Origin of the sequence: Fuscovulum ytuae, assembly GCF_029953595.1 — a bacterium.
GTDB lineage: Bacteria > Pseudomonadota > Alphaproteobacteria > Rhodobacterales > Rhodobacteraceae > Paragemmobacter > Paragemmobacter ytuae.
In genome coordinates, this window is the sequence record NZ_CP124535.1 from 1,864,827 (window position 1) to 1,886,753 (window position 21,927).

At 64.4% G+C, this 21,927-nt stretch carries 25 protein-coding genes and 1 tRNA gene; 8 read left to right on the forward strand and 18 right to left on the reverse strand.

The window, feature by feature from the left end; genetic code table 11:
- Positions 1–117: 117 nt before the first annotated feature.
- The 3 genes from QF092_RS08980 to QF092_RS08990 are packed head-to-tail and all read right to left on the reverse strand — an operon-like array spanning position 118 to position 2,620.
- Positions 118–1,245: an MFS transporter gene (locus tag QF092_RS08980; protein ID WP_281469569.1), complete on the reverse strand. Its 1,128-nt coding sequence runs from the start codon at positions 1,243–1,245 to the stop codon at positions 118–120.
- A 4-nt stretch (positions 1,246–1,249) separates the two neighbouring features.
- Positions 1,250–1,900, reverse strand: a complete 651-nt coding sequence (locus tag QF092_RS08985) for a GntR family transcriptional regulator (protein WP_281469571.1) — start codon at positions 1,898–1,900, stop codon at positions 1,250–1,252.
- 33 nt (positions 1,901–1,933) lie between these two features.
- Positions 1,934–2,620 carry a M48 family metallopeptidase gene (locus QF092_RS08990; protein WP_281469573.1) on the reverse strand — a complete coding sequence of 229 codons (687 nt, stop codon included), beginning with the start codon at positions 2,618–2,620 and terminating at the stop codon, positions 1,934–1,936.
- Positions 2,621–2,788: 168 nt separating this feature from the next.
- Between QF092_RS08990 and QF092_RS08995 the strand changes: the two genes are divergently transcribed.
- A complete protein-coding gene (locus tag QF092_RS08995; protein ID WP_281469575.1) occupies positions 2,789–3,124 on the forward strand; it encodes a TIGR02300 family protein in 336 nt (111 codons plus the stop codon).
- A 152-nt stretch (positions 3,125–3,276) separates the two neighbouring features.
- Positions 3,277–3,352 (forward strand) — tRNA-Ala (locus QF092_RS09000).
- 127 nt (positions 3,353–3,479) lie between these two features.
- On the opposite strand, the gene QF092_RS09005 is transcribed toward QF092_RS09000, so the two are convergent.
- Positions 3,480–4,181 (reverse strand): glycosyltransferase family 2 protein, encoded by a 702-nt coding sequence (locus QF092_RS09005; RefSeq protein WP_281469577.1) that lies wholly within the window; start codon positions 4,179–4,181, stop codon positions 3,480–3,482.
- A gap of 151 nt (positions 4,182–4,332) precedes the next feature.
- Here QF092_RS09005 and QF092_RS09010 point away from each other — a divergent pair, with 151 nt between their 5' ends.
- The 5 genes from QF092_RS09010 (at position 4,333) to QF092_RS09030 (ending at position 8,097) form a co-directional block, all read left to right on the forward strand.
- Positions 4,333–5,307, forward strand: coding sequence for a quinone oxidoreductase family protein (locus tag QF092_RS09010; protein ID WP_281469579.1), 975 nt, complete (start codon positions 4,333–4,335; stop codon positions 5,305–5,307).
- Between the two features lie 188 nt (positions 5,308–5,495).
- On the forward strand, positions 5,496–6,146 hold the full coding sequence (locus QF092_RS09015) for a GntR family transcriptional regulator (protein WP_281469581.1): 651 nt from the start codon (positions 5,496–5,498) through the stop codon (positions 6,144–6,146).
- Entirely contained in the window at positions 6,143–7,072 is a 930-nt protein-coding gene (locus tag QF092_RS09020; RefSeq protein WP_420026537.1) for an NAD(P)-dependent oxidoreductase, read from the forward strand. The genes QF092_RS09015 and QF092_RS09020 overlap by 4 nt, the downstream gene beginning before the upstream one ends.
- Before the next feature lie 15 nt (positions 7,073–7,087).
- Positions 7,088–7,645 (forward strand): carboxymuconolactone decarboxylase family protein, encoded by a 558-nt coding sequence (locus QF092_RS09025; protein ID WP_281469586.1) that lies wholly within the window; start codon positions 7,088–7,090, stop codon positions 7,643–7,645.
- Between the two features lie 5 nt (positions 7,646–7,650).
- Complete coding sequence (locus tag QF092_RS09030) at positions 7,651–8,097, forward strand: DMT family transporter (protein WP_281469871.1); 447 nt, start codon at positions 7,651–7,653, stop codon at positions 8,095–8,097.
- 48 nt (positions 8,098–8,145) lie between these two features.
- Here QF092_RS09030 and QF092_RS09035 read toward each other — a convergent pair whose 3' ends face one another.
- From QF092_RS09035 to QF092_RS09090, 12 genes are all read right to left on the reverse strand, one after another.
- Positions 8,146–9,237: an amidohydrolase family protein gene (locus QF092_RS09035; protein ID WP_281469587.1), complete on the reverse strand. Its 1,092-nt coding sequence runs from the start codon at positions 9,235–9,237 to the stop codon at positions 8,146–8,148.
- A gap of 116 nt (positions 9,238–9,353) precedes the next feature.
- Positions 9,354–10,388 carry an ABC transporter substrate-binding protein gene (locus tag QF092_RS09040; RefSeq protein ID WP_281469588.1) on the reverse strand — a complete coding sequence of 345 codons (1,035 nt, stop codon included), beginning with the start codon at positions 10,386–10,388 and terminating at the stop codon, positions 9,354–9,356.
- Positions 10,385–11,263, reverse strand: coding sequence for an ABC transporter permease (locus QF092_RS09045; protein WP_281469589.1), 879 nt, complete (start codon positions 11,261–11,263; stop codon positions 10,385–10,387). Before QF092_RS09045 ends, QF092_RS09040 begins: the two co-directional genes overlap by 4 nt.
- Entirely contained in the window at positions 11,256–12,122 is an 867-nt protein-coding gene (locus QF092_RS09050; RefSeq protein ID WP_281469590.1) for an ABC transporter permease, read from the reverse strand. Before QF092_RS09050 ends, QF092_RS09045 begins: the two co-directional genes overlap by 8 nt.
- Entirely contained in the window at positions 12,122–12,928 is an 807-nt protein-coding gene (locus QF092_RS09055) for an ABC transporter ATP-binding protein (protein ID WP_281469591.1), read from the reverse strand. Before QF092_RS09055 ends, QF092_RS09050 begins: the two co-directional genes overlap by 1 nt.
- Positions 12,929–13,024: 96 nt before the next feature.
- Positions 13,025–13,717, reverse strand: coding sequence for a GntR family transcriptional regulator (locus QF092_RS09060; protein WP_420026523.1), 693 nt, complete (start codon positions 13,715–13,717; stop codon positions 13,025–13,027).
- Between the two features lie 17 nt (positions 13,718–13,734).
- Positions 13,735–14,742 (reverse strand): Gfo/Idh/MocA family protein, encoded by a 1,008-nt coding sequence (locus QF092_RS09065; protein ID WP_281469593.1) that lies wholly within the window; start codon positions 14,740–14,742, stop codon positions 13,735–13,737.
- A 66-nt stretch (positions 14,743–14,808) separates the two neighbouring features.
- Entirely contained in the window at positions 14,809–15,240 is a 432-nt protein-coding gene (locus QF092_RS09070; protein WP_281469594.1) for a GlcG/HbpS family heme-binding protein, read from the reverse strand.
- Entirely contained in the window at positions 15,234–16,121 is an 888-nt protein-coding gene (locus QF092_RS09075; RefSeq protein ID WP_281469595.1) for an NAD(P)-dependent oxidoreductase, read from the reverse strand. Before QF092_RS09075 ends, QF092_RS09070 begins: the two co-directional genes overlap by 7 nt.
- Entirely contained in the window at positions 16,118–16,906 is a 789-nt protein-coding gene (gene pcaD, locus QF092_RS09080) for a 3-oxoadipate enol-lactonase (protein WP_281469596.1), read from the reverse strand. Before pcaD ends, QF092_RS09075 begins: the two co-directional genes overlap by 4 nt.
- Positions 16,903–18,006 carry an LLM class flavin-dependent oxidoreductase gene (locus QF092_RS09085; RefSeq protein WP_281469597.1) on the reverse strand — a complete coding sequence of 368 codons (1,104 nt, stop codon included), beginning with the start codon at positions 18,004–18,006 and terminating at the stop codon, positions 16,903–16,905. Before QF092_RS09085 ends, pcaD begins: the two co-directional genes overlap by 4 nt.
- Before the next feature lie 103 nt (positions 18,007–18,109).
- Positions 18,110–19,042, reverse strand: a complete 933-nt coding sequence (locus QF092_RS09090; RefSeq protein WP_281469598.1) for a LysR family transcriptional regulator — start codon at positions 19,040–19,042, stop codon at positions 18,110–18,112.
- Between the two features lie 108 nt (positions 19,043–19,150).
- Here QF092_RS09090 and QF092_RS09095 point away from each other — a divergent pair, with 108 nt between their 5' ends.
- Positions 19,151–19,681: a flavin reductase family protein gene (locus QF092_RS09095; protein ID WP_281469599.1), complete on the forward strand. Its 531-nt coding sequence runs from the start codon at positions 19,151–19,153 to the stop codon at positions 19,679–19,681.
- An 11-nt stretch (positions 19,682–19,692) separates the two neighbouring features.
- On the opposite strand, the gene QF092_RS09100 is transcribed toward QF092_RS09095, so the two are convergent.
- Positions 19,693–20,583 carry a polysaccharide deacetylase family protein gene (locus QF092_RS09100; protein WP_281469600.1) on the reverse strand — a complete coding sequence of 297 codons (891 nt, stop codon included), beginning with the start codon at positions 20,581–20,583 and terminating at the stop codon, positions 19,693–19,695.
- A gap of 51 nt (positions 20,584–20,634) precedes the next feature.
- Positions 20,635–21,717, reverse strand: coding sequence for a C4-dicarboxylate TRAP transporter substrate-binding protein (locus QF092_RS09105; protein ID WP_281469601.1), 1,083 nt, complete (start codon positions 21,715–21,717; stop codon positions 20,635–20,637).
- Positions 21,718–21,927: the final 210 nt, after the last annotated feature.

Consider the following 21,927-nt stretch of genomic DNA (forward strand, 5'->3'; position numbering starts at 1 on the left):
GGCCAAGCCCCTTCATCTTGGCCCAAATACTCAAAAAAGCCCCGGTCGCCCCCCGCGCGCGGCCGGGGCTTTTTGCGCAAAGGGGGGTGCGGGGGGACGCCCGTCCCCCCGCCACCCTCACCGCCGCCGCAGCGCATCCCCCAGCGCGGGCAGCACCAGCCCCGCCGCCATCAGCGCGCAGGCCGCAAGGCCGAACCCGGCCTCCATCCAGCCAAACCCCGCCGTCGCCACGAACATCGCCAGATAGGTCACCCCGGAATTCAGCCCCAGCACCGCGCCGCGCCGCGCGGGGTCCAGCGCAGCCAGTCGCCCCACGATCAGGTTCAATCCCAGATGGTTGATCATCCCCCAGCTTAGGCACAACCCCACCAGCGCCCATGCACGCTCCGCCACCGCCGCCAGCGCAAGATATTGCACCACCAGCACACCAAAGACCCAAGGCGCCACACGGCGCGGCCCGAACCGGTCGATCCACGGATCGCCCAACGAGGCCAGCCCGAACCCGATCCCATAGACCAGCGGCACCGCCCCCGCCATCCACACGGGCCAGCCAAGGCCCGCCTGCAAATGCGGCGCGACATAGGCATAAAGCCCGTAAAAGGCCGCCATATAGCCCCCCGCCACGCTCAGCGCGGCCCCGATCCCCGGTACCCGCAGCGCGGCCCAAGGCGATGCCCCCTGCGCCGCCCGCACCTCACCCATCCGGGGAGAGACGGCCATGGCCAGCAAAACCAGCAGCCCAAGTCCGGCCAGCACAGCATGCACCGCCCGCCACCCGGCCACTTCCGCGATCAAGGCAGCGGCCGAGGCACCAAAAACCAAGGACAAGGTCCATCCCATCAGGACCCGACCCAGAAAGGTGCTCTCCCGCCCCTTCGGCGCAATCTCGGCGGCCAGCCCATAGGTTGCAGGCAGGGCCACCCCCGACCCCAGTCCCGCCACCGCCTGCGCCAGCCAGACCACCCACAGCGCGGGCGCAAGCGCCGTGCCCGCCATGCCCAGAACCAGAACGCAAATCGCCAGAAACAGCGCCCGCGACAGGCCAACCCGGTCGGCAAAAGGCGCGATCCCCACCGCAGCCACCGCCGTCCCCGCCCCAAAAAGCGACGCGGCAACCAGCACGTCCTGCGCGCTTGCGCCCCCGAAGCCCCGCCCGATCTCCAAGGCGACAGGCGACAGGGCCAGCGAATTGGACCCCACAATGGTCACAGCCGCCATCAGCAGCATCAGGGGCGACACTTTCATCCCGTCATCCCGCCAGATGCCGCAGCCCCTGCGTCACGTCGGTCCGCACCGCCAACCGCAGCCCCGGCTCATCCCCCGCCTTCAGCGCGGCCAGAATCATCCGGTGGTGCTGCGGCGGCTCCTTCCGGCGCAGCTTGGAATAGAGCGCCCGCATCGTCGGCCCCAATTGCAACCAGACCGTCTCACAAATGGCCAGCATCGCAGGTGCCTGCGCGCGCAGGTAAAGCGTGCGGTGAAACTCCAGATTGGTGCGCACATAGGCCACCGCATCCTGCTTCACCACTGCCTCGGCGTTCAGCGCATTGATCGCTGCCAACCGCTCGATCAGGGCGAAATGCGCCCGCGGCAGCGCCCGCGCCGCCATCTCCGGCTCCAAGAGCGCGCGGATCGCCGCCAATTCCTCAATCCGTTCCGGCGAAAGCTCTGGCGTCGAGATGCGCCCCGATGACGATAGCGTCAGCGCCCCTTCCGCCACCAAACGCCGTACGGCCTCGCGTGCGGGCGTCATCGACACCCCGAACTGCTTGCCAAGACCGCGCAACGTCATGGCCTGACCGGGCGGCAATTCCCCATGCATCACCTGCTGGCGCAAGGTCCGGTATAGCCGTTCATGCGCGGCAGCATTGGGATCGGTCTGGCGAGGGACTATCGGCATGACGCGCAGCCAAGCACCGGCATGGGGCGAAAATCAATCCCCGAAACGAAAGCCATGCAGCGCCTGCCCCTCTGCATGCAGCCATTTCCGCTGCACCTGCCAGCCGGGATAAAGCCGCTCCACCACCGCCCAGAACCGTGGGGAATGGTTCATCTCCACCAGATGCGCCACCTCATGCGCCGCCACGTAATCCAGCACGGCAGGCGGCGCCATCACCAGCCGCCAGCTATACATCAATGCCCCATCCGCCGCACAAGACCCCCAGCGCGACCGCGTGTCGCGCAGGGTCACCCGCTCCACCCGCCGCCCGATCACCCCCGCATGCCGATCCGATGCCGCCACCAGCCGATCCCGCGCCAGCGCCTTGAGAAAAGCCCCGACCCGCGCGCCCGCCTGCGCCGGATCGCCGGGCACAAGCAGGGCCTCACCCTCCATGCGAACCCCACGTCCGGTGCTAGCGACCAGCCGCAAAAGCCGCCCTTCCACCGGGATCACCGACCCAATCCCCACACCCTCGCGCGTGGGCATCCCCGCCAAGGTTTCGCGTAGCCAACCCTCCTGCGACCGGGCAAAAGCCATGGCTTCGGCCTCCCGCGCACGGGCAGGCAAGGACAGCGTCACCCGCCCATCCAGCCGCGAAACCCGCAGCGAAAACCGCCGCGCGCGGGCCGACCGTTTCAGAACAATTTCCACCGGGGGCGATCCGGGCAGGACGGGCATTCAGAACCTCTTGATTTCTCCGCCAAGGATAGTCACTTCCCGACAGGCCGCAACGGCTGCAAAAGCCTTTGACACCCGCCCTGCCTTGTGGCAAGCGACCACGACTCTGGACAACCCAGCCTGACCATCGGCGCCCCTGATTCCGGGCCGCCACAGAAGGGAACGACCATGCCCAAGGAAGAATGGGGTACCAAGCGCATCTGCCCGACCACCGGCAAGCGCTTTTATGACCTGAACCGCAACCCGATCGTCTCGCCCTATACCGGCGAGGTGGTGGATATCGAATCCGCCCGCCGCAAGATGGCCGCCGCTGCCATCAGCCGCGTGATTCCCGAAAAGGATGACGAGGTTCTCGTCGACGATCTGGAAGCCGATGACGAACTGCTCGAAGCCGGCGTCGCCGACGATACCGAGTTGGATGATGATCTGCTCGAAGACGATGCCGATGACAATGTCTCGCTCGACGATCTGGCCGATGTGGCCGGCGACGAGGAGGAAGTCTAAACCGCCCGTCGGCGGGGGGGCAGCGGTGCCCTGCAAAAGTAGGAAAGACCCCGCGTTTTTCCCCTTGCACCCCACCGCGCCCTCCACTAGACAGCGGCCCAACAAGGCGGTAACGCCTTGCCCATCGAAGCGGAAACGCTTCGACCTCCGGTGGGGTCATAGCTCAGATGGGAGAGCGCTTGAATGGCATTCAAGAGGTCCGGGGTTCGATTCCCCGTGGCTCCACCAAAATTAAAGACAATTTGAATATGTCAGGCGCCACTTGGCGCCTTTTGCATTTGGACCAAAAAATAACAAACGGCTTCGGCACCGAAAGGCGGGACCTTTACCCTCACGCCCGCCCCGCGCCGCCCGTTCATCCCTCCACGCCGTCGCCCAGCATCGTCCGCAGCCAATGCGACGAACTCACCGTTCCCGGATGGCACATATAGCGCGTCGTGACCCGGTCCGAGGCAAAGCAGCGGAAATGCGGCTGCACCTTCTTGCTCAGCACATTGTCCGAATAATGGATCTCCCGATCCTCTTCCAATTCGGTCAGCAGCCTTTCGGCAAAAGGCCGCGTAAAGGCCATGGATGCACTCATCCCGCCCGGTCCATGCACCTTTGAAAAATCCACCCGCTTGCGCCAGACCATGCGCTTGCCGTCCAGATACAGCACATCGGCAAAGCGCGAGATGCGGAAATCCGCCTCGGTCAGATCGTCCAAGGAATGTTCGACATGGCTTTCCAGATAGGTGTCATCATGGTCCGCCCAGAAGAAATGCGTGCACCCTTCGTCCAGCAGGCGCTTCAACGGCCGGCTATACCAACCGTGCTGATGCAGCTTCTCGGGTGAATGCAGCCAGATCAGTTCGAAGGGCAAGGTCAGATCAAGAATGCACCATTCGTAACTGTCGGGATGGCCATTCTGATGCACGCAGACGATATGCGGGGGCCGGGTCTGCGCCGCCATCTGCAACAGCGTCGCCCGGATGCAGTCAGGTCGGTTATAGGTGGGTGTCATCACGCCGATCTTCACCTCATCGGCCTTCTTTCGACCCCACAGCCTGCCCAGCATCGCGCATCCTGCCATTGATTTTCAGCGTCATTAACAGGGCAGACACGCCCTGCTGCAAGCGCCATTTTTGCTGCTCGGGCGCCATCGACAATTCGCCCGCTTCGCCCTTAATCTCGGCGCCTCATCGACCCCTGACAGAAGGCCGCGCGACATGTCCTATGCCATCTTCGCCACCCGCCCCGGTGACAGCTCCGTCCTGGTCCGGCAGGACCGCGACCCGCCCGCTCCGGCCCCCGGTCAGGTCCTCATCCGCCATGCCGCCATTGGCGTGAACTTCATCGATGTCTATTTCCGCCAAGGCCTTTACCCTTGGCCCGTCAGCGAAAACCTCGTCCTCGGCAGCGAAGGATCGGGGGTGGTTGAGGCACTGGGTGACGGCGTTACTGGCTTCTCCATCGGCCAGCGCGTGGCCTATACGCTGCCCAACGGGTCCTATGCCACGCATCGCGCCGTGCCCGCCGCCCATGTCATTGCCCTGCCCGATGATATCGACGACGCCACGGCCGCCGCCGTCATGCTCAAAGGCCTGACCGCGCATTACCTTCTGCATCATTCCCATCCCGTGCAGGCGGACGATACCGTCCTCTTCCACGCCGCTGCCGGGGGGGTGGGCTTGATCGCGGGCCAATGGCTGGCCGCAAAAGGTGTGCGCGCCATCGGAACCGCAGGCGGGCCGGAAAAATGCGCCCTTGCCCGCGCGAACGGCTTTGCCGACTGTATCGACTACCGGACCGAGGATTTCGTCGCCCGCATCCGCGAATTGACCGGGGGCAAGGGCGTGCAGGCCGTTTATGACAGCGTGGGGGCCGATACGATCATGGGCTCTCTCGATTGCCTTGCCACCTTCGGCACGCTCGTCAGCTTTGGCCAATCCTCCGGCGCACCCGATCAGGTCCGGGTCAGCCACCTCGCCCGCGCCTCGCTGCGCATGACACGGCCCTCGCTTTTTCATCACAGCGCCAACCGCGCATGGCTGGAACAGGCGGCCTCTGACCTTTTCGCCATGATCCGCAGGGGCGCGATCAAAGTGCAGATCGGCGCGACCTGGCCGCTCGATCAGGCCGCCGCCGCGCATGACGCGCTGACGGGGCGGGCGACCACGGGCTGTATCGTGCTGATCCCCTGACCGCCGCGCCCCTTTGCGCAAAAACATGAAGGCTCCGTTGTCTCCCCGCACGGGCCCACAGAATGCTGCACAAAACGCGGCACAGGACTCTGCACCTTTTCGACCCGGTCATAGGCCAAGGGAAAGGCCTTCCGCTTGACCGGAATTCCCCGCTCGGCCTAATCTGGTGAAATATCACCGGATGAAAAATGGCAATGATTCTAGAGCGTGACCGCGTGTTCCACCTGGTTCGTCAGGATATCCTGACCTGCGAACTCAAACCCGGCGAAGAACTGCGCGAGGCCGACCTCGCCCAACGCTATGGCGTCTCCAAAACCCCCATCCGCGACGCGATGCAGAAGCTGGAATTCGAAGGTCTGATCGAGATTGAACCCCGCCGCGGCCACCGCGTCCGCCCCGTTTCCATGCGCGATGCCGAAGACATCCTCGAACTGCGCGCCGTGCTTGAAGGCGCGGTGGTCACCAAGGTCGCGCGCCGCGCCGAACCCGAAGAACTCGCCGCCCTCGACGCGCTGCGTCACTGCGAAGGTGATACGATCCGCGCCTTTGCCGATTACAACCGCCGCTTCCATGCGACCTTGGCGCAGATGTCTGGCAACCGCCGTTTGGCCGAGGAAACCGTCCGCGTGATGGAATTCTACGACCGCCTCGCCATCGTATCGCTCACGCTTTTGTCGCGCGAAGGCGGGTTCGATACGCCGCTTGCCGATCACAATGCCATCATCGACGCGCTGCAGGCCCGCAACGGACGGCTGGCTGCGCGGCTGGTGCGCGACCATGTCGAACGCTCGCGCGCCCAGATCATGCGCGGGCTGACGCGCAAGCCGGTGGTCGACTGACCACAGGGCAAACCAAAGGGGGAAAAGATATGACACATGGCATCTGCGGCCTTGGCCGCATGGGCGCGGCAATGGCCGAACGTCTACTGGCGCAGGGGGTCGACCTTGTGGTCTGGAACCGCGATCCCGCCAAGGCCGCCCCCCTTGTCGCAAAGGGCGCCAAACAGGCCGAAAGCCCCGCCGCACTGGCCGCCGCCTGCGACACGGTCATCACCATGCTCTATGACGCCGCGGCAGTGGAGCAAGTCTATTCCGGTCCGCAGGGCCTTTTGTCCGCAGCGCCCAAGGGCAAGCTTTTCATCGAAATGTCCACCATCGGCCCCGAGGCGATCCTATCCCTTGGCCAAGCCGTCGCCGCCGCGGGTGCGGACCTCGTCGAATGCCCCGTGGGCGGCACCATCGGTCCGGCGCGGGAAGGCCGCCTTCTCGGGCTTGTCGGCGGCAGCGCCGACGCCGTGGCCCTGGCCCGGCCCACCCTTGCCCATCTGTGCCGCCGCGTCGAACATGCCGGCCCCTTGGGCGCAGGCGCGCGGCTGAAGCTTGCCGTCAACCTGCCCCTCCTTGTCTATTGGCAGGCCCTGCGCGAGGCGATGGGGCTGGTATCCGACCTGTCCATGACCCCCGAACAACTGGCCGACCTGATGGCCGATACCTCCGGCGCCTGCATGGCGGTCAAGCACCGCGCGGGCGAACTCGCCGCACTCTTGGCCGGAACGGGCGAGCCGGGCTTGGCGTTCGAGGCGAAGGGGGCCGCCAAAGACCTGTCCCACATGGTCGAAACCGCCAGCGCGCAAGGGCAGGCCATGCCCGTCACCGCCGCCGCACGCGACGCCTTCATCGCCGCCGCCGCAGGCCCGATCGCCGGGCGGGACGCGATGACGATCACCGCACTGGATTGGGCGGCCCTGCGCGCCGCGCGCCGCTGAACACAAGGAAAACCGATGCCCCGCCCCCCGATCCTTGACGAAACCGCCCTCACCCCGGCGCAACAGCCGATCTATAGCGCCATCCTGAACGGTCCGCGCGGCATCGTCGAAGGCCCGCTCCGCGTTTGGCTGCACAGCCCCGGCCTTGCCGATAAGGCGCAAGCGCTGGGGGCCTTCTGCCGCTATGGCACCACCCTGCCGCCTGACCTCAGCGAACTCGCCATCCTTGTCACCGGGGCCTTCTGGCAATCCGGCTTCGAATGGGCGGTCCATGCCCCCATCGCCGCCAAGGCAGGGATCGCCCCCGAAGTGATCGAGGCGATCCGTCTAGGCCACCGCCCCGAGGGCCTGTCCGATACCGCCGCCGCTGTGCATGACTTCGCCACCGAACTGCACCGCAACCGTGTGGTCAGCGACGAAACCTATGCGCGGGCCGAAGCCGCGCTTGGCCTGCAAGGCGTGGTCGATCTGGTGGGAATCCTTGGCTATTACACGCTGATTTCCATGACGATCAACGCTTTCCACGTGCCACTGCCCGATGGCGCACCCGATCCCTTTCCCCTGCCGAGGTGACGCAGATGCAGCTGGCCCCGATCCTGCCGATTCTTGCCCTTCTGGTGGCAGGGTCAGTCCTTGCCATGCAGGGGCCGATCAACGCCGCCCTTGCGCGCGGCCTCGGCGACCCAGTGGTCGCGGCCTGCGTCAACTTCCTCGTTGGCTTCCTTGTGCTGCTTTTCATCAACATCCTGCGCGGCACAGGCCCGCAGGAAGGATCGCTGACGCTTACCCCCCTTTGGGCCTTCGTCGGTGGTGCGCTGGGGGCCTGCTACATCGTCTCCTTGGTCTGGGCCATCCCGCAGACAGGCGCGCTGACCGCTGCCGCAGCCACCATCTTTGCCCAGCTTGCCGTCGCGCTGATCCTTGACCGGATGGGGGCCTTCGGCCTTCCGGTGCAGGAAATCACATGGCCCCGCGTGGCGGGCCTTGCCCTTGTCATGGCGGGGCTTTTGCTGTCGCGGATGTAAAAAGGGGCCCGGCGGATCGCTCCGCCGGGCCCCCTCCGACCCCAAAGATCACTCCAGACCCAAAAGCCGCGCCGCCGTTCCACCCGCGACACTTGCCGTTTCCTCGGCCGACAGCCCCGCGCTGATGACATGCTCCACCGGATCGTAATCCGCCATGTCATAAGGGTAATCCGTCCCCATCACGATCTTGTCGGCCCCATAGACCTTCACAAGGTATTCCAGCTGATGCGGGCTAAAGACCACATTGTCGAAATAGACCTTGCGCAGGTAATGCGTCGGCGGTTTCGGCAGGCCAGCGTTGCAATCCTTCCGCGCGCCCCAAGCATGATCGATCCGCCCCGAATAAGCGGGCAGATAGCCACCGCCATGCACGGCGAGGATCTTTAGATCGGGCAGCCGCTCCAACGTGCCGGAAAAGATCAGGTGATGCAGCGCAACCGTCGTCTCCAGCGGGTTCCCGATCACGTTTGAGAAGTAGTAATCGCTGAACCGCTCTCCCCCGGTGAACCCGTTCGGGTGGATCATCACCAGTGCACCCAACTCTTCGGCCTTCTGCCAGAACGGGGCGAATTCCGGATCGGCCAATTCCTTGCCGTTCACATTGGTCAGAACCTCGACCCCCTTCATCCCCAACTCGCCCATGCAGCGGGTCAGTTCCACCACCGCCTCTGCCGGGTCATGCAGCGGCACCGTGCCAAGGGCTGCCAGACGGTCGGGCCGCTTGCCCACCCATGCCGCCAGCCCGTCATTCACCATGCGCGAGGCAACAACCGCATGCTCCACCGGGATATGATAGAAACACTGCGGCGGCGGCGGCGCGACAAGCTGGAAATCGATCCCCATCGCATCCAGCACCCGCATCCGATCGTCCAGATCGGTCATGGCCAGCGTGCGATCCTTGTCTTGCTGCATGTTGATCGCGCGCGTCTCGGCATTGGAATGCTTGACCATCGCGATCTTCATCGGGTCGTTATAGGGCGCGATATAGGCCATCGCCTCCGGGATCAGCACATGCGCATGCATGTCGATTGTCCGACTGTCCAGCCGCTTCTTCCCATCGGGAAAGGCCCGGCCCGTCGTCGGCCCATAGCGGTTGACATTGTCGCCGCGGTCGCGCGTGTCGATAACGGTGTGCGTCATATGCTGTCCTTGTCGATCTCTTGGAACAAAGCGCCCGACGGCTGGCCCACAGGGGGCCACCGACACGGGCAAAAGGAAAGGGTGGCCCCGGCAGGGGCCACCCCGAATGGTCATGCTTACTTGTTCGCCTCAAGCCAGGCGGCGGCCTCGGCCTCCACCTCGGCACGGTCGAAATCATTCGCCGCGGCGATATAGGTGTCGTTCAGGAAGCTCGTCACATCCACCTCCTGCGGGATCGCGCCCGAAGACAGCAGACGCGGCTGCAACGCCGTCCAGACGCCGGTTTGCAGATCGCCCAGACGCTCTGTCGTCGACACGTTCATGCCGATCGACATGTCAAGGAACAGCTGACCCGCCGCCTCATTCTCCCACTCGGCGGGCACGCCCTTGCGCAGGGCCTGCGCCACCATTTCCGGGTTCACTTTGGCGACATACATCCCCTTGGACCATGCGCGCAGGAAGCCCTCCATCGCCGCCCGCTTCCCTTCGATCATGTCCACCGAGGCGGCAAAGGTGTTTGCGGGCGAGGCCAGCAATTCCTCGGGCGTGATCAGCCGCACGTTGATCCCGTTGGCGTTCAGCGCGATCCAGTCCGGCGCGGCGCCCGAAATGGCCGAAACCTGCCCGTCACGGATGGCAGCGGCCAGCGTCGGGCCACTTTCGCCCAGAACGACCGTTTCCACATCGTCGATCGACTTGCCAACTGCGTCCAGCGCGGCTTGCAGGAAGGCGCGGTCACGGTCTGACACAAGGCCAACCGTCGTGCCCACCAGATCATCGACCGAGTCATAGGCGCTCGTGTCCAGCACGCCAATGGCTTCGGGCGCGTTCTGCATCACCTCATAGACGGTGTTGATATTCGCACCGGCCAGCACGGCATTGATCGTTTCAACCGGGTCCAGCATCGCCAGATCGGCCTGCCCATTCTGCACGAAGGCCACATACGGAATGGAAGTGTCCGACGGCAGCAGGTTCACCTCGATGCCTTCCTCGGCGAAATATCCCAGCGCTTCGCCCACAACCAGCGGGAAGAAGTTGGTAGACCGCGGCAGCGGGTTGATCATGTTGACCGTCGTCATATCCTGCGCCGCCACTGGCAGGGCCGTGGCCGCCAGCAAGGCCGATACTGTAAGTGCTTTGAACATCTTCATTTTGTCTCTCCTCCCATGTTTTTCTTTTCGTCTTTCTGCCCACGGCGTGCCATCCACGCCCGGGCTTTCGCGCGCGATACCGAAGACATGCGCGCTTCCCTCCGCCAGAAGACGACCCTGTCGTCGAGCAATTCCATTCCGTAAAACAGCAAGAGCCCCATCAGCGTCATGCTCAGCAGCGCCGCCAGCGACCCCGCCATATCCAGCTGAAAAGACGCCCGCGCCATCAGCACGCCCACCCCCGCCGTGGCCTGCGCAAATTCCGCCACCACAGCCCCGATCAGCGCCGTGGTCAGCCCGATCTTCATGCCCGCAAACATCAGGGGCAGCGCCGCAGGCACCCGCGCCTTGAAAAACACCTGCCTGTCGCTGGCCCCCAGCGACCGGAACAACTCCTCCCGGTCGGGGTCCATCTGCCGCAGGCCCGTCAGCGTGTTCACAAAAATCGGGAAAAAGCAGATCACCGCCGCCAGCGCGATTTTCGACCCCATGCCATAGCCGAACCACGCGATGATCAACGGCGTCAGCGCGATCCCCGGCGTCACGTTCAGCACGACAGCATAGGGCGACACATAACGCTCAAACCTCTCGGACAGGGATGAAAACAGCGCCAGCAGGATGGCCACCACCGCCCCGATCAGAAAGCCGAACACCGCCTCGCCCAGAGTGATGAAGAAATGCTCCCAGATCGTGCCCTTGATCACGTAAAGGTTCGCGATCGCCACGCCAATCTTGCTGGGCCGCGGGATCATGATCGACGTGATCCAGCCCTGCGCGACCGCGATTTCCCACAATGTGATCAGTGCCGCAAAGATCACCAGATGCGGCGCCACTCGCCCCGCCCAATACAGCGTTCCGAACCCCGAATTACGCATGGGCCACCCCCCCGCGCCGCGCGGCATAGCTCCGCGCCCGCTTTTCCGTCATCCGCTTCAGCCCTGCCTCGTTCTTCCAATAGGCGACATGGTGGTCGACCATCTCCATCCCCTTGAAGATCAGGAAGCCGATCGCCGTCAGCGTAAGGATGCAGGCAAAGGCCGAGGCCATGTTCAGGTTCCGCGTATAGGTCAGGATCAGCGCCCCGATCCCCTGATCACGCTGAATAAACTCAGCCACCAGCACGCCGGACAGGGCCGCCGTCATCGCCAACCGCTCGCCCGCCATGATCACCGGAATGGCATCCGGCAGAACCAATTTGCGCAAGACCTGCGTCTTCGTCGCCCCTAAGGACCGCATCAATTCCATCCGGTCGCGGTTGACGTTGATCACCCCCGACAGCGTGTTGATGAAGGGCGCGAAGAAACAGACCAGCATGATGATGGCGATCTTCGATTGCGCGCCAAAGCCCAAGGCCGCGATCAGCAACGGCGCCACCGCGATACGCGGCGTGGCCTCCAGCACGATCACATAAGGCTGCAAAAACCGCCGCACCGTGGCGTTCATCCCCACCACTGCACCCAGACCCACCCCAAGGATCGAACCCAAGGTGAACCCCGCCAGCACAAGGCCAAGCGACGCGTAAAGGTGATACCAGATGTTGCCTTGCGTAACGTAAATTCGCCAGAAGGACGCCAGAATGTCCAAAGGCGCCGGAAAGAACAGCGGGTCCAGCATCCCAAGCGATGACCCCGCCTGCCACAGCGACATCAGCCCTAGAAATATCGCCGCATGATTGCCCCTGCGCCGCCATTTCAGGCGCGCCGCATCGCCCCCCATTTCCGCCGCCATCGCCATCAATGCGTCCCCAGAATGTCGCGCACCTCGGCAACCAGCGCGTTGAATTCGGGCGTCAGTTGCAATTCTGCCGGGCGGGGCCGCGCAAAGGGCACCTCCACCATCCGTGCCAATCGGCCCGGTCGCGGCGTCATCACCATGACCTTATCGGCCAGAAAGATCGCCTCGCCGATATTATGCGTCACAAACAGCGTCGTCGCCTTCACCTCGGCCACGATCCGCATCAATTCAAGGTTCAGCCGCTCGCGCGTGAATTCGTCCAAGGCCCCAAAGGGTTCATCCAGCAACAGGATATCCGCCCCGGTCTTGAGCAACCGTGCCAGCGCCACCCGCTGTTGCATCCCCCCCGACAGCTGGCTGGGGAAGGAAAAGACGAAATCCTTCAACCCCACCATGTTCAACAGTTCGATTGCCTCATCCTCATCGGCCTGCGTGGGCTTGCGCACCATCTCGGTCGGCAGCAGGACATTTTCCAACGATGTCCGCCAATCCAGAAGTGTCGCCTTCTGGAACATCAGGCCCACATCGCGGCGCGGCCCCTTCACGGGCTGTCCATGCACCGTCAGCGTGCCTGAGGTCCGATCAATCAGCCCTGCCACCATCCGCAGCAGCGTGGACTTGCCACAGCCCGACGGCCCGACGAGCGACACAAAATCCCCCTTCGGAATGTCGAAACTCGCCCCTTCCAGCGCCACGACCGCGCCATTGGCGAAGGTCTTTCCAACCCCCCGCCCCGAGATCACCACCCCGGCCCCCTCGCCCTCTTTGGACATCTGGGTCTCAGCCTCCCTCGCGATCATGTTCATTGCCGCCTCCGATCTCAGTCGGTCTTGTTCTTTGCAGTCCTGATATCTCACCAACTCAAACAGCGCACGGCCCTTGCCGGGGCCATGGCGCAAAACTCATTCGGTTACGGCACGGCTCCGCAATCCCCGCAGGATTGCCGCCTCGGACCGCGCCGTATGGCGGCGCGACCACAATTGCGCCCGCCCGGCGTCGCGCGCCTGCAAGGCATCGATGATGGCGTTATGGTCGGCCAAAGGCCGCGCCCACCAGTCCGGCCCCGTCGGATTGGAAAGGGAAAGGACACACATCCGCTCATACCCTTCCATCAGCCGCGCCAATTCCGCCGCGATCCGCCCATTGCCCGACAGCCGGGCCAGTTCGGAATGAAACGCCCGATTATATTCCGCAAAGGCTCGCAGACTTGACGTATCTCCGGAACGGAAACGGTCAAGCCCGGCAAGCTCTGCCTCTGGCGCACGCTCGGCGGCAAGGCGGATCGCCGCCGCCTCCAGCACCTGCCGCAGGTCTATCAGGTCACCCGCATCCGCCATGGACACGGGCGCCACCCGGTGCCCCTGACGTGGCGCGATCTCCACCAGCCCCTCACGCTCTAACTTCTGCATCGCGTCGCGGACGGGCGATTTCGATGTGCCAAAGCGCTGTGCAAGATCCTGTTCACGCAGCTCCATGCCCGGCGCAAGACGGCAGGACAGGATGTCCCGCCGCATTTCCTGAAACACTCTGTTCCGCGCCAGATTCACAGGTTTCAGCCCCTCGTGATATATCAGTAACTCTTGCGACCCTTCCATCGCGCGTCAAGTCCCAATCACGCCCCAGACGGCGCAAGGCGCACCGTCTCGCCGGTCGCGGCCGATTTCACCACCGCCTCGACCACCGCGATATTCCCGATCTTCTGCGCATCGGTGAAGGCATAGGCCTCCGCCCCCCGGATGGCGCGGGCGAACTGGTCCAGATTGGCGCGTACCGAATCGGTCCAGTCATAAGTCGTCACTTGCGCCGGCTCGCCCGTCACCTGCATCACCAGCGTCGAAGGCCCCGGCGTGTCAGGATGGGTCTCGTTACGATACTCGACCCAGGCCTTCGTGCCAAAGACCGCAAAGCGCAGATAAAGCGGCGTATAAAGGATCGCGTTCAGATAGGTCGTGACCCCGCTTTCATGCCGCAGCAGGGCGCTGACAACATCGCCATTCTCGCCCTCCAGCACGCGTCGCGCGGTCATCGCCTGCACCTCGGCGACAGGCCCGAACAGGTTCACATAGGCGTCCGACAGATGGATGCCCATCGCCGTCATCCCCGCCGCCGGGCTTTCCTTCGCGCTCCGCCGCCAATCGGTCGGCGGCACATTGATCAGCTTGTCATGCGAAAAGCTCGACTCCGCATGCATGATCGTGCCCAGCGCACCTGTTCGAACCAGCCGCTCGATTTCCTGCATCGCCAGTTCGAACCGCCGCTCATGGCCGATACCCAGCATCACGCCATGTTCGGCGCAGATGGCCACGCTCGCCTCTGCCTCTGCCCGCGTCAGGGCAAGGGGCTTCTCGCAAAACACATGCTTGCCAGCCCGCGCCGCCGCCGCAACTTGGGCCGTGTGAAGGCTGTTCGGCGTGCAAAGCACCACCACATCCACCCCCGGATCGGCAATCACCTCGTCATAGCTTGCCCCAACCGGGATGCCATGCTCGGCCACGTAGTCGGCATGCCGGTCGGGGAACAGGTCCACCGCCCGCACCACGCGCAATTCCTCTGATCCGGCCAGACGGCGGGTAATGGTCTTCCCCCACCAGCCAAGACCGATCACAGCCACGTTCAGCATGTCTTCCCCCCTTGCATTCCCTTGACCGCCCGCGCCTTCCTCCCCAAGGCGTGGGCGGCCCCTCCCTCAGCCGCGCCCGACATCCCCGGTCAGGCCGCTGCCCTCGATCCCCGCCAAGGCGCAGATCTCATCCATATCCGCCGTATCCCCGCTGACGCCCACCGCGCCGACGATCCGGCCCTCGCCGTCGCGCAACAGGACGCCGCCCGCATTCGGCACCAGCCGCCCGCCCGACGCCATCGCCACCGCGTTGAAGAAATTGGGGTTTTCCTGCGCGCGGGAAAACAGCACCCGGCTCGGCAGGCCGAAGCCCAGCGCGCCATAGGCCTTGCCCGTTGCGATCTCGATCCGCAGGATGCCGGAATTGTCGGCCCGCTTGGCCACAACCACATGACCGCCCGCATCCAGCACCACCACCGTCAAGGGCTGCGCTCCCTTCGCGCGCCCGGCCGCCAGCGTGCCATCTGCGATCCGATCCGCAATTTCCAAGGTCAGCATGACGCCCCCTCCTCTGCCAATTGCGCCAGAACGGCAAACAATGCCGCCGTGTCCTGCTTGTGCCGCCCCTGCGTCAGCCCCGCCTCGTAATAGGGAACCGTCGCCGCCATCAGGGGGATGGGTGCATCCACCGCCTGCGCTTGTTCAAGGATCAGCGCCACATCCTTCATGTAGACGTCCATCTTCATCGTGGCCGGTTCATACCGATCCTCGATCATCAACGGCCCGCGCACCTCGAACATCCGGCTTGTCGCGGCACCGCCGCCCGCGATGGCATCATAGACCATCCGCAAATCCAGCCCCTGCCGCTGCGCAAAAAGCAGCGCCTCTGCCGTGGCTAGGTTGTGGATCGACACCAAAAGGTTCGCCACCAGCTTCAGCTTCATCCCATTGCCAAAGGGGCCAACCGCGCGGATATCCTTCGCAATCGCCTCCAGCACCGGACGCAGCCGCGCCCCTGCCGCCTCTGGCCCAGATAGATAGACGACCAGATCACCCTTTTCCGCCTGCGCCCCCGTGCCGGACACGGGGCAATCCATCAGCACGGCCCCGCATTCGGCCATCCGGTCCCGCGCGGCCTCTTTCGCCGGAATGGGCAATGTGCCCATCTCCGCCAGAACCTGACCGGGGCGCAGCGCCGGGGCCATCGCCTCCACCACCGCCTCCAGCGCCGTGACAGAGGGCAGCGCCATCAGGATCACATCCGCCTGCGCCGCAACCTCGGCGGGGCTATCCACCGCCACCGCGCCGGGCAGCGCGGCCAGCCGCGCCCGCGCCTCGGCCATCGGGTCATATCCCACAAGGGAAAACCCCTTGCGGGACAGGTTCCCCGCATAGGCCATCCCCATGATACCCAGCCCGATCAGCCCGACCGTCGTCATGCCGCCCCCAGAAAATCGCCCAAGGCCGCCGCAAAACCCGCCGGGTTCTCCATATTCGGCACATGCGCGGTGCCGGGGATTTCGGCGAAAGACGCGCCCGGCGTCGCCTCGGCCATCGCCCGCATCACGGCAGGCGGGGCCCCCATATCCTCGGCCCCCACGATAAAGCGAACGGGAACCGTCATCCCGCCCAGATGCCGCAGATAATCCAGCCGCTTCAACGCCCCCGCGCAGCCCTCATACCCGATGGGCGAGGTGGCAAGGATCATCGCCTTCGCCCGTGCCGGAACGGACGGATCCGCCGCAGGGGTGAACCACCGCGCCAGCGTCCCCTCCACGATCGACGCCATGCCACCCGCGCGAATTCCGGCGATCCGGTCGTCCCAGCTTTGCACAAATGGCGGCGGCGCATCGGCCCGCGCATCGCAGACCACCATCCGCCGCACCCGCCCCGGATGCGCAAGCCCCAACCCCAGCGCCGTCATGCCACCAAGCGACAGGCCCATCACATCGGCCCGCTCTGCCCCGACATGATCCAAGAGGGCGACCATATCCGCCACCAGATCGTCAAACGAATAAGGGCCAACGGGCGCCGCGCTTTGCCCATGCCCCCGCGTGTCATAGCGCAGAACCCGATGCGTGCGGGTCAGGTGGGCAATCTGGTCGTCCCACATGCCAAGATCCGCAGCCAGTGAATTGGACAGCAGAAGCCACGGCTTCCCCTCTGCCCCATCCACCTGCGCCGACAGGGCCACGCCCCCGGTATCGACGGTAAAGCGGGTCATTCCGCCGCCTCCGCCACCTTCTCGGCATCGTTGACGCGCGGCAGCACCTCTTCGGCCAAAAGCCGCATCGACTCGCGCGCCAGCCCGACATCGGCCCAGTCATGCCCCGCATAAAGCAGCGTGCCAAACCGCCCCACCTCTTCGCGGAAGGCCAGAAGTTCATCCGCCACCTTGTCCGGCGTGCCATAGCAGACCAGCCGATCCAGCACATAATCCAGCGTGACCGCATCATCCGGCATGGACGGGTCATCCTTGAACAGGTTCGCCCGTCCGTTCTTCTTCAGCTTGGTCAAAAGCTGACGATAGTAGAACACATAGGGGCTGTCGGGGTTGCGCGCATAGTTGCGCGCCGTCTCCATGTCCTTGGCCACAAAGACCGACTTCGCCACCCGCCAATTGGCAAGGTCCGCCGTCCGCCCGCCCTGCGCGCAGCCTTCGATATAGCTGTCCTTATGCGTCGCGACCCAGCGCGGCATCAGGAAGTTGGCCGAGATCGGGTCCCAACCCCGCGCCGCCGCCGCCGTCACGCCCTTGGAAAACGGCGCCACCGCCGTCACCACAATAGGCGGATGCGGGCGCTGCAAGGGCTGCCCCACGATGCCCTGCCCGATCTCTTCCATCACCGTGCGTTCGGTCGTGATGTTCCAGAACCGCCCCTTCAACGCATAGGGCGGTTTTTCCCGCCACAGCGCCAGCACCATGTCGATCGCCTCAAGGAACATGGCGTTCCGGTCATTGTCGAGGTTCCCGAAAATCTCGGCATCCGACAGAAGACCGCCGGGGCTGATCCCGAAATTGAACCGCCCATCCAGAAGGTGATCCAACATCGCGATCTGCGCCGCCACATGCGCGGGATGGGTGTTCGGCAGGTTCACCGTCCCGGTGCCCAGCCGCATCTTCTTCACCCGGTCCACTAGCGCGGCGATAAAGACGACGGAGGAGGTGATGTTCTCCGCCTTGTCGGTCACATGCTCGCCAACATAGGCCTCTGCGAAATCCAGCTCATCAGCCAGAACGAATGCATCCCGATCCTCGCGCAGGCATTGCCGCCAGTCCTTGTCCAGCGGGTGGATGGGCATGGTGAAAAAGCCAAGTTGCATCGGGTCCCCTCTCATCTGCGAAGAACCCTGAAACTAGCGGGAAAGAGATATTTACAAGAAACGATAAATTTCTATAGGCCCCATCGCATTCGGTGATACCTCGTCAGCGGCGGGGGATCGACGCGATGATCTCATCCCATTGCCGCGCGCTGCGGCGATATTCGGCTTCCAGATGGGCGATGAATTCCGTTGCCGCAGGCGTCGGGGCACGGCGGGCGGGTTCGATGATGGAATAGCCCACCGTCAGGACTGGCCCCTCAATCGGATGCAACCAGCGCAGCCGCCCCTCCAGATCCTTTCCGCAAATCGTCTGCGGCAGGATCGTCGCGTAATCAGAACTCGCCACGAAATCCAAGGTCGCGATCATCGCATCCATAGCAAGGATGGAATTGACCTTCACCCCCATCGTTTCAAACGCCCGGTCCAGCCGATCCCGCCGCGCATTGCCGCGCAGGGGCAGCACAAGGTTCAATGGCCCCAACTCCGTCAGCCGCGCAGGCTCCAGATGCCGCAACCTGCCCCCGGCCCGCGTGACCAGAATCTCCCGATCCTCACCCAAGTCCCGCGCCCTGATCCCATCGCGCTCGGCGCTGCGCGGCACCACGGCGAAATCCACCTCGCCTTCCGCCACCTTGTCCATCAGGACCGCCGAATAGGCCTCTACCACCGACACGTCCACATTCGGATGCTCGGCCATGTATCCGCTCAACACCGGGGCCAGCAGACCCCGCGTGAAGGTTGGCATCAGCCCGACGCGCAACGGCCCCGTGATCTGCCCCGACAGGTCGCGCAACTCCAACCCCACGCGATCCAGTTGCCGCAGCACCTCCACCGCCGTGGCATAGAGCCTGCGCCCCGCCAGCGTCGGCTGCACCCCCTTGGCCGACCGTTCAAACAGAACCGTCCCCATCGTCTCTTCCAGATTGCGGATCTGCACCGACAGGCCCGATTGCGTGGCGTTCAACCGCCGCGCCGCCTTGTTGAACGACCCGTCCTCATAGATGCCGACAAAGGTGGCCAGCTGACGAAAGTTCATAGCTATCACCGTTCCTCATGGTTGGGTGAAAATCTTATTATTACTTGCGATCACTGTCCTGCCCTATCTTGCCACTTGCGCAGAACAGGAAACGAACAGGAGGCCACCATGCAAGTGGTGAACCCGGCCACGCTTACCGCCACAGCCATGACGGACCTTCGCCATCCCGACCCGTCGCTTTACCGCGACGTGATGGGGGCCTTCCCCACCGGCGTGACCGTCATGACACTTACAACCGCCGACGGCACGCGTGTGGGCGTCACCGCCTCCTCCTTCAACACCGTCTCCCTCGACCCGCCGCTGATCCTCTGGAGCCTTGCACTCAAGGCCCCCAGCCTGCACGCCTTCCGCACCACCGACCACTTCGCCGTCAACATCCTTGCCGAAGACCAGCGCCAGATCGCCCTGCAATTCGCCCGCCCCTCGGACGACAAATTCGCAGGCATCCCCACCGAAACCGGCCAGACCGGCGCCCCCCTCCTGACCGGCGCGCTGGCCCATGTCGAATGTCGCACCGTGGCCCGCCACCCCGGCGGCGATCACGAGATCATGGTGGCCGAGGTCCTCACCCTCCGCCGCCGCGACGGCACGCCGCTGGTGTTCCAGCGCGGCGCCTTCCACGGCCTGACCTCCACCTGACAGCGCGGGGTCTAACCGACCCGCGCCATCTCGGCCCCGTACCAATCGCCGATCTGCGAGGCGGTCATGAACTTGGCCCCTCCCTTTTCGCCGATATAATCCAGAAGCCGCTCCAAAACGCCGATCCGGTGCGGCACCCCGGTGATATAGGGGTGGATCGAAATCGCCATCACCCGCGCATTCTCGGCCCCTTCGGCATGCAGCCGATCATATTGCGCAATCCCCCGCGTCAGGAATTCCTCGGCGCTGTGCTGTTGCAGGGCGAATACGGTGATGTCATTCATCTCCACCGTGTAAGGCACCGTGGTGATCGGCCCATGCGGCGTCTCGATCCGCTGCGGCAGATCGTCGATCACCCAATCCGCCACATACTCCACCCCTTCGGCGCGCAACAGGTCCAGCGTCGCCTCGGTTTCCGTAAGGCCGGGGCTTTCCCAGCTGCGCGGGCGATAGCCGCAAAACGCCTCGATCCGGTCCTGCGCGCGGCGGATCGCGTCATGCTGATCCTCAAGCCTGTGCATCGGTCCCTGCTCGAACCCGTGCCCCATGAACTCCCACCCCGCCTCCAGCGCGGCTTCCGCCACGCGGGGATAGCTGTCGCAGACCTTCCCGTTCAGGGCCAGCACCGCCGGAATCCCGCGCGAGGTCAGCGCCCGATGCTGCCGCCAAAACCCGGCGCGCATCCCGTATTCATGCCAAGACCAGTTCGGCACATCCGGCAAAAGGGGCTGGCCCATTGGCGGCGGCAGAACGGTGCGCGGCATGGCCCGCGTGATGTTCCAATGTTCGACATTAACGATCACCCAAACCGCGACACGCGCGCCATCGGGCAGGGTCAGGCGCGGGCGATCGGGTGCCGCGACGTAAGGGATACGGTCCGACAGGATCATGGTTCCGTCCATCTGTGCAGAAAGGGGATGGGGCGCAGGCCAACGACCCGCGCCCCGCCCGTGTCAGTCGATCTTATATTCCACCGGCCAAGAGTAACCCGCCGCGCTGACCGCCGCGATATAGGCCTTCAGAACATCCGACGCAGGCATCCCGCGCCCGTCGCCATCCGCAGCCATCCGCGCCGGGAAGCCCGCCATCGTTTCCGCCCAAGCCTGCCGCGCTTCGGGCGCAAGCTCCACGATATTGGCGCCCGCCTCCTTCAGCCCGGTCAGCCCGCGCTCCTGCGCCGCGTTCAGGTTGGCACCCGCCGCCGCCTCATATTCCGCACCCACTTCGCGGATGATGGCCTGCACATCCTCGGGCAGACGCGACAGCGACGCCGCATTCATCGTCAGCGCATTCACCCCCATCGCGCCAAAGCCGATCAGCGTGAAGTTCGGCGCAGGTTCATAGAACTTGAACCCCAGATAACCCGACGGGAACATGATCCAGCCCGAATAGACCCCGGTCTGCATCGACATATAGCCATCCGGCAGCGCCGATTGCACCGGAACCGTGCCCGCCGTTTCCAGCCAAGGCAGGTTCGGCCCCGCGCCCGCAATCTTCACACCCTTCAGGTCATCCAAGGTCGACCACGGCTCGACCGTGCCAAGGTGATAGTTGTCCCAGCCATGCAGCCCCAGCAGAACCTGCCCGTAATCCTTGGTGAAGGCCTCAGTCAGCCACGGCACCTCGTTATAGACCTGCCGCACGGTCTGCATCGCCTGCGCGGAATCCTGCGGCCCGAAAGGTGCGTAATAGGGGAAGTTGTGCAGGAAAAGCTTCGAGGTCTCAAAGCACATGCAGAAGGCCCCGATATCCAGAAGCCCGCTCTCCACCGCTTCCAGCGTATCGGCCACCCCGGCAATCGCCCCGCCATAGCCTTCGACGAATTCGATCTCGTGCTCCGTCCGCTCGGCCACCCGGCGCTTCACCTCGGGCACGAAGAAATTCGCGGTGTCATTGACATAGACGGTCGGCCCGTTCGGATGCCCCGCCCCGATCCGCAGCGTGAAGGTCTCTGCCGCCACCGATGAGGCAAGCGCCATGGCCGCCGCACCGACAAAAAGCCCCGTCAAACGCCCCTTAATGCGCGCTGTCATCATGCACTCCTCCCTTGTCTGGACAAGCCAACGCGGCAGGGGCCTCCCCGCCCCATCACTGCCGCCCCGCTTATTTATCATTCGCTAAACGAGCGCATTCCCCCACAGAATCGCTATCCGGTCAAGACAGAGAATCCCGCTTGGGCAATCTTATTTATCGAATGCTAATTTGCTCTTGACCAAGGACGATCTTGGATTAGCGTCCCATGCCAT

Bases quoted from the DNA above. Each gene is read 5' to 3' on its own strand.
- QF092_RS08980 (WP_281469569.1), bottom strand. From the start codon at position 1,245: ATGAAAGTGTCGCCCCTGATGCTGCTGATGGCGGCTGTGACCATTGTG.
- QF092_RS08985 (WP_281469571.1), bottom strand. From the start codon at position 1,900: ATGCCGATAGTCCCTCGCCAGACCGATCCCAATGCTGCCGCGCATGAA.
- QF092_RS08990 (WP_281469573.1), bottom strand. From the start codon at position 2,620: ATGCCCGTCCTGCCCGGATCGCCCCCGGTGGAAATTGTTCTGAAACGG.
- QF092_RS08995 (WP_281469575.1), top strand. From the start codon at position 2,789: ATGCCCAAGGAAGAATGGGGTACCAAGCGCATCTGCCCGACCACCGGC.
- QF092_RS09005 (WP_281469577.1), bottom strand. From the start codon at position 4,181: ATGCTGGGCAGGCTGTGGGGTCGAAAGAAGGCCGATGAGGTGAAGATC.
- QF092_RS09010 (WP_281469579.1), top strand. From the start codon at position 4,333: ATGTCCTATGCCATCTTCGCCACCCGCCCCGGTGACAGCTCCGTCCTG.
- QF092_RS09015 (WP_281469581.1), top strand. From the start codon at position 5,496: ATGGCAATGATTCTAGAGCGTGACCGCGTGTTCCACCTGGTTCGTCAG.
- QF092_RS09025 (WP_281469586.1), top strand. From the start codon at position 7,088: ATGCCCCGCCCCCCGATCCTTGACGAAACCGCCCTCACCCCGGCGCAA.
- QF092_RS09030 (WP_281469871.1), top strand. From the start codon at position 7,651: ATGCAGCTGGCCCCGATCCTGCCGATTCTTGCCCTTCTGGTGGCAGGG.
- QF092_RS09035 (WP_281469587.1), bottom strand. From the start codon at position 9,237: ATGACGCACACCGTTATCGACACGCGCGACCGCGGCGACAATGTCAAC.
- QF092_RS09040 (WP_281469588.1), bottom strand. From the start codon at position 10,388: ATGAAGATGTTCAAAGCACTTACAGTATCGGCCTTGCTGGCGGCCACG.
- QF092_RS09045 (WP_281469589.1), bottom strand. From the start codon at position 11,263: ATGCGTAATTCGGGGTTCGGAACGCTGTATTGGGCGGGGCGAGTGGCG.
- QF092_RS09050 (WP_281469590.1), bottom strand. From the start codon at position 12,122: ATGGCGATGGCGGCGGAAATGGGGGGCGATGCGGCGCGCCTGAAATGG.
- QF092_RS09055 (WP_281469591.1), bottom strand. From the start codon at position 12,928: ATGAACATGATCGCGAGGGAGGCTGAGACCCAGATGTCCAAAGAGGGC.
- QF092_RS09060 (WP_420026523.1), bottom strand. From the start codon at position 13,717: ATGGAAGGGTCGCAAGAGTTACTGATATATCACGAGGGGCTGAAACCT.
- QF092_RS09065 (WP_281469593.1), bottom strand. From the start codon at position 14,742: ATGCTGAACGTGGCTGTGATCGGTCTTGGCTGGTGGGGGAAGACCATT.
- QF092_RS09070 (WP_281469594.1), bottom strand. From the start codon at position 15,240: ATGCTGACCTTGGAAATTGCGGATCGGATCGCAGATGGCACGCTGGCG.
- QF092_RS09075 (WP_281469595.1), bottom strand. From the start codon at position 16,121: ATGACGACGGTCGGGCTGATCGGGCTGGGTATCATGGGGATGGCCTAT.
- pcaD (WP_281469596.1), bottom strand. From the start codon at position 16,906: ATGACCCGCTTTACCGTCGATACCGGGGGCGTGGCCCTGTCGGCGCAG.
- QF092_RS09085 (WP_281469597.1), bottom strand. From the start codon at position 18,006: ATGCAACTTGGCTTTTTCACCATGCCCATCCACCCGCTGGACAAGGAC.
- QF092_RS09090 (WP_281469598.1), bottom strand. From the start codon at position 19,042: ATGAACTTTCGTCAGCTGGCCACCTTTGTCGGCATCTATGAGGACGGG.
- QF092_RS09095 (WP_281469599.1), top strand. From the start codon at position 19,151: ATGCAAGTGGTGAACCCGGCCACGCTTACCGCCACAGCCATGACGGAC.
- QF092_RS09100 (WP_281469600.1), bottom strand. From the start codon at position 20,583: ATGGACGGAACCATGATCCTGTCGGACCGTATCCCTTACGTCGCGGCA.
- QF092_RS09105 (WP_281469601.1), bottom strand. From the start codon at position 21,717: ATGATGACAGCGCGCATTAAGGGGCGTTTGACGGGGCTTTTTGTCGGT.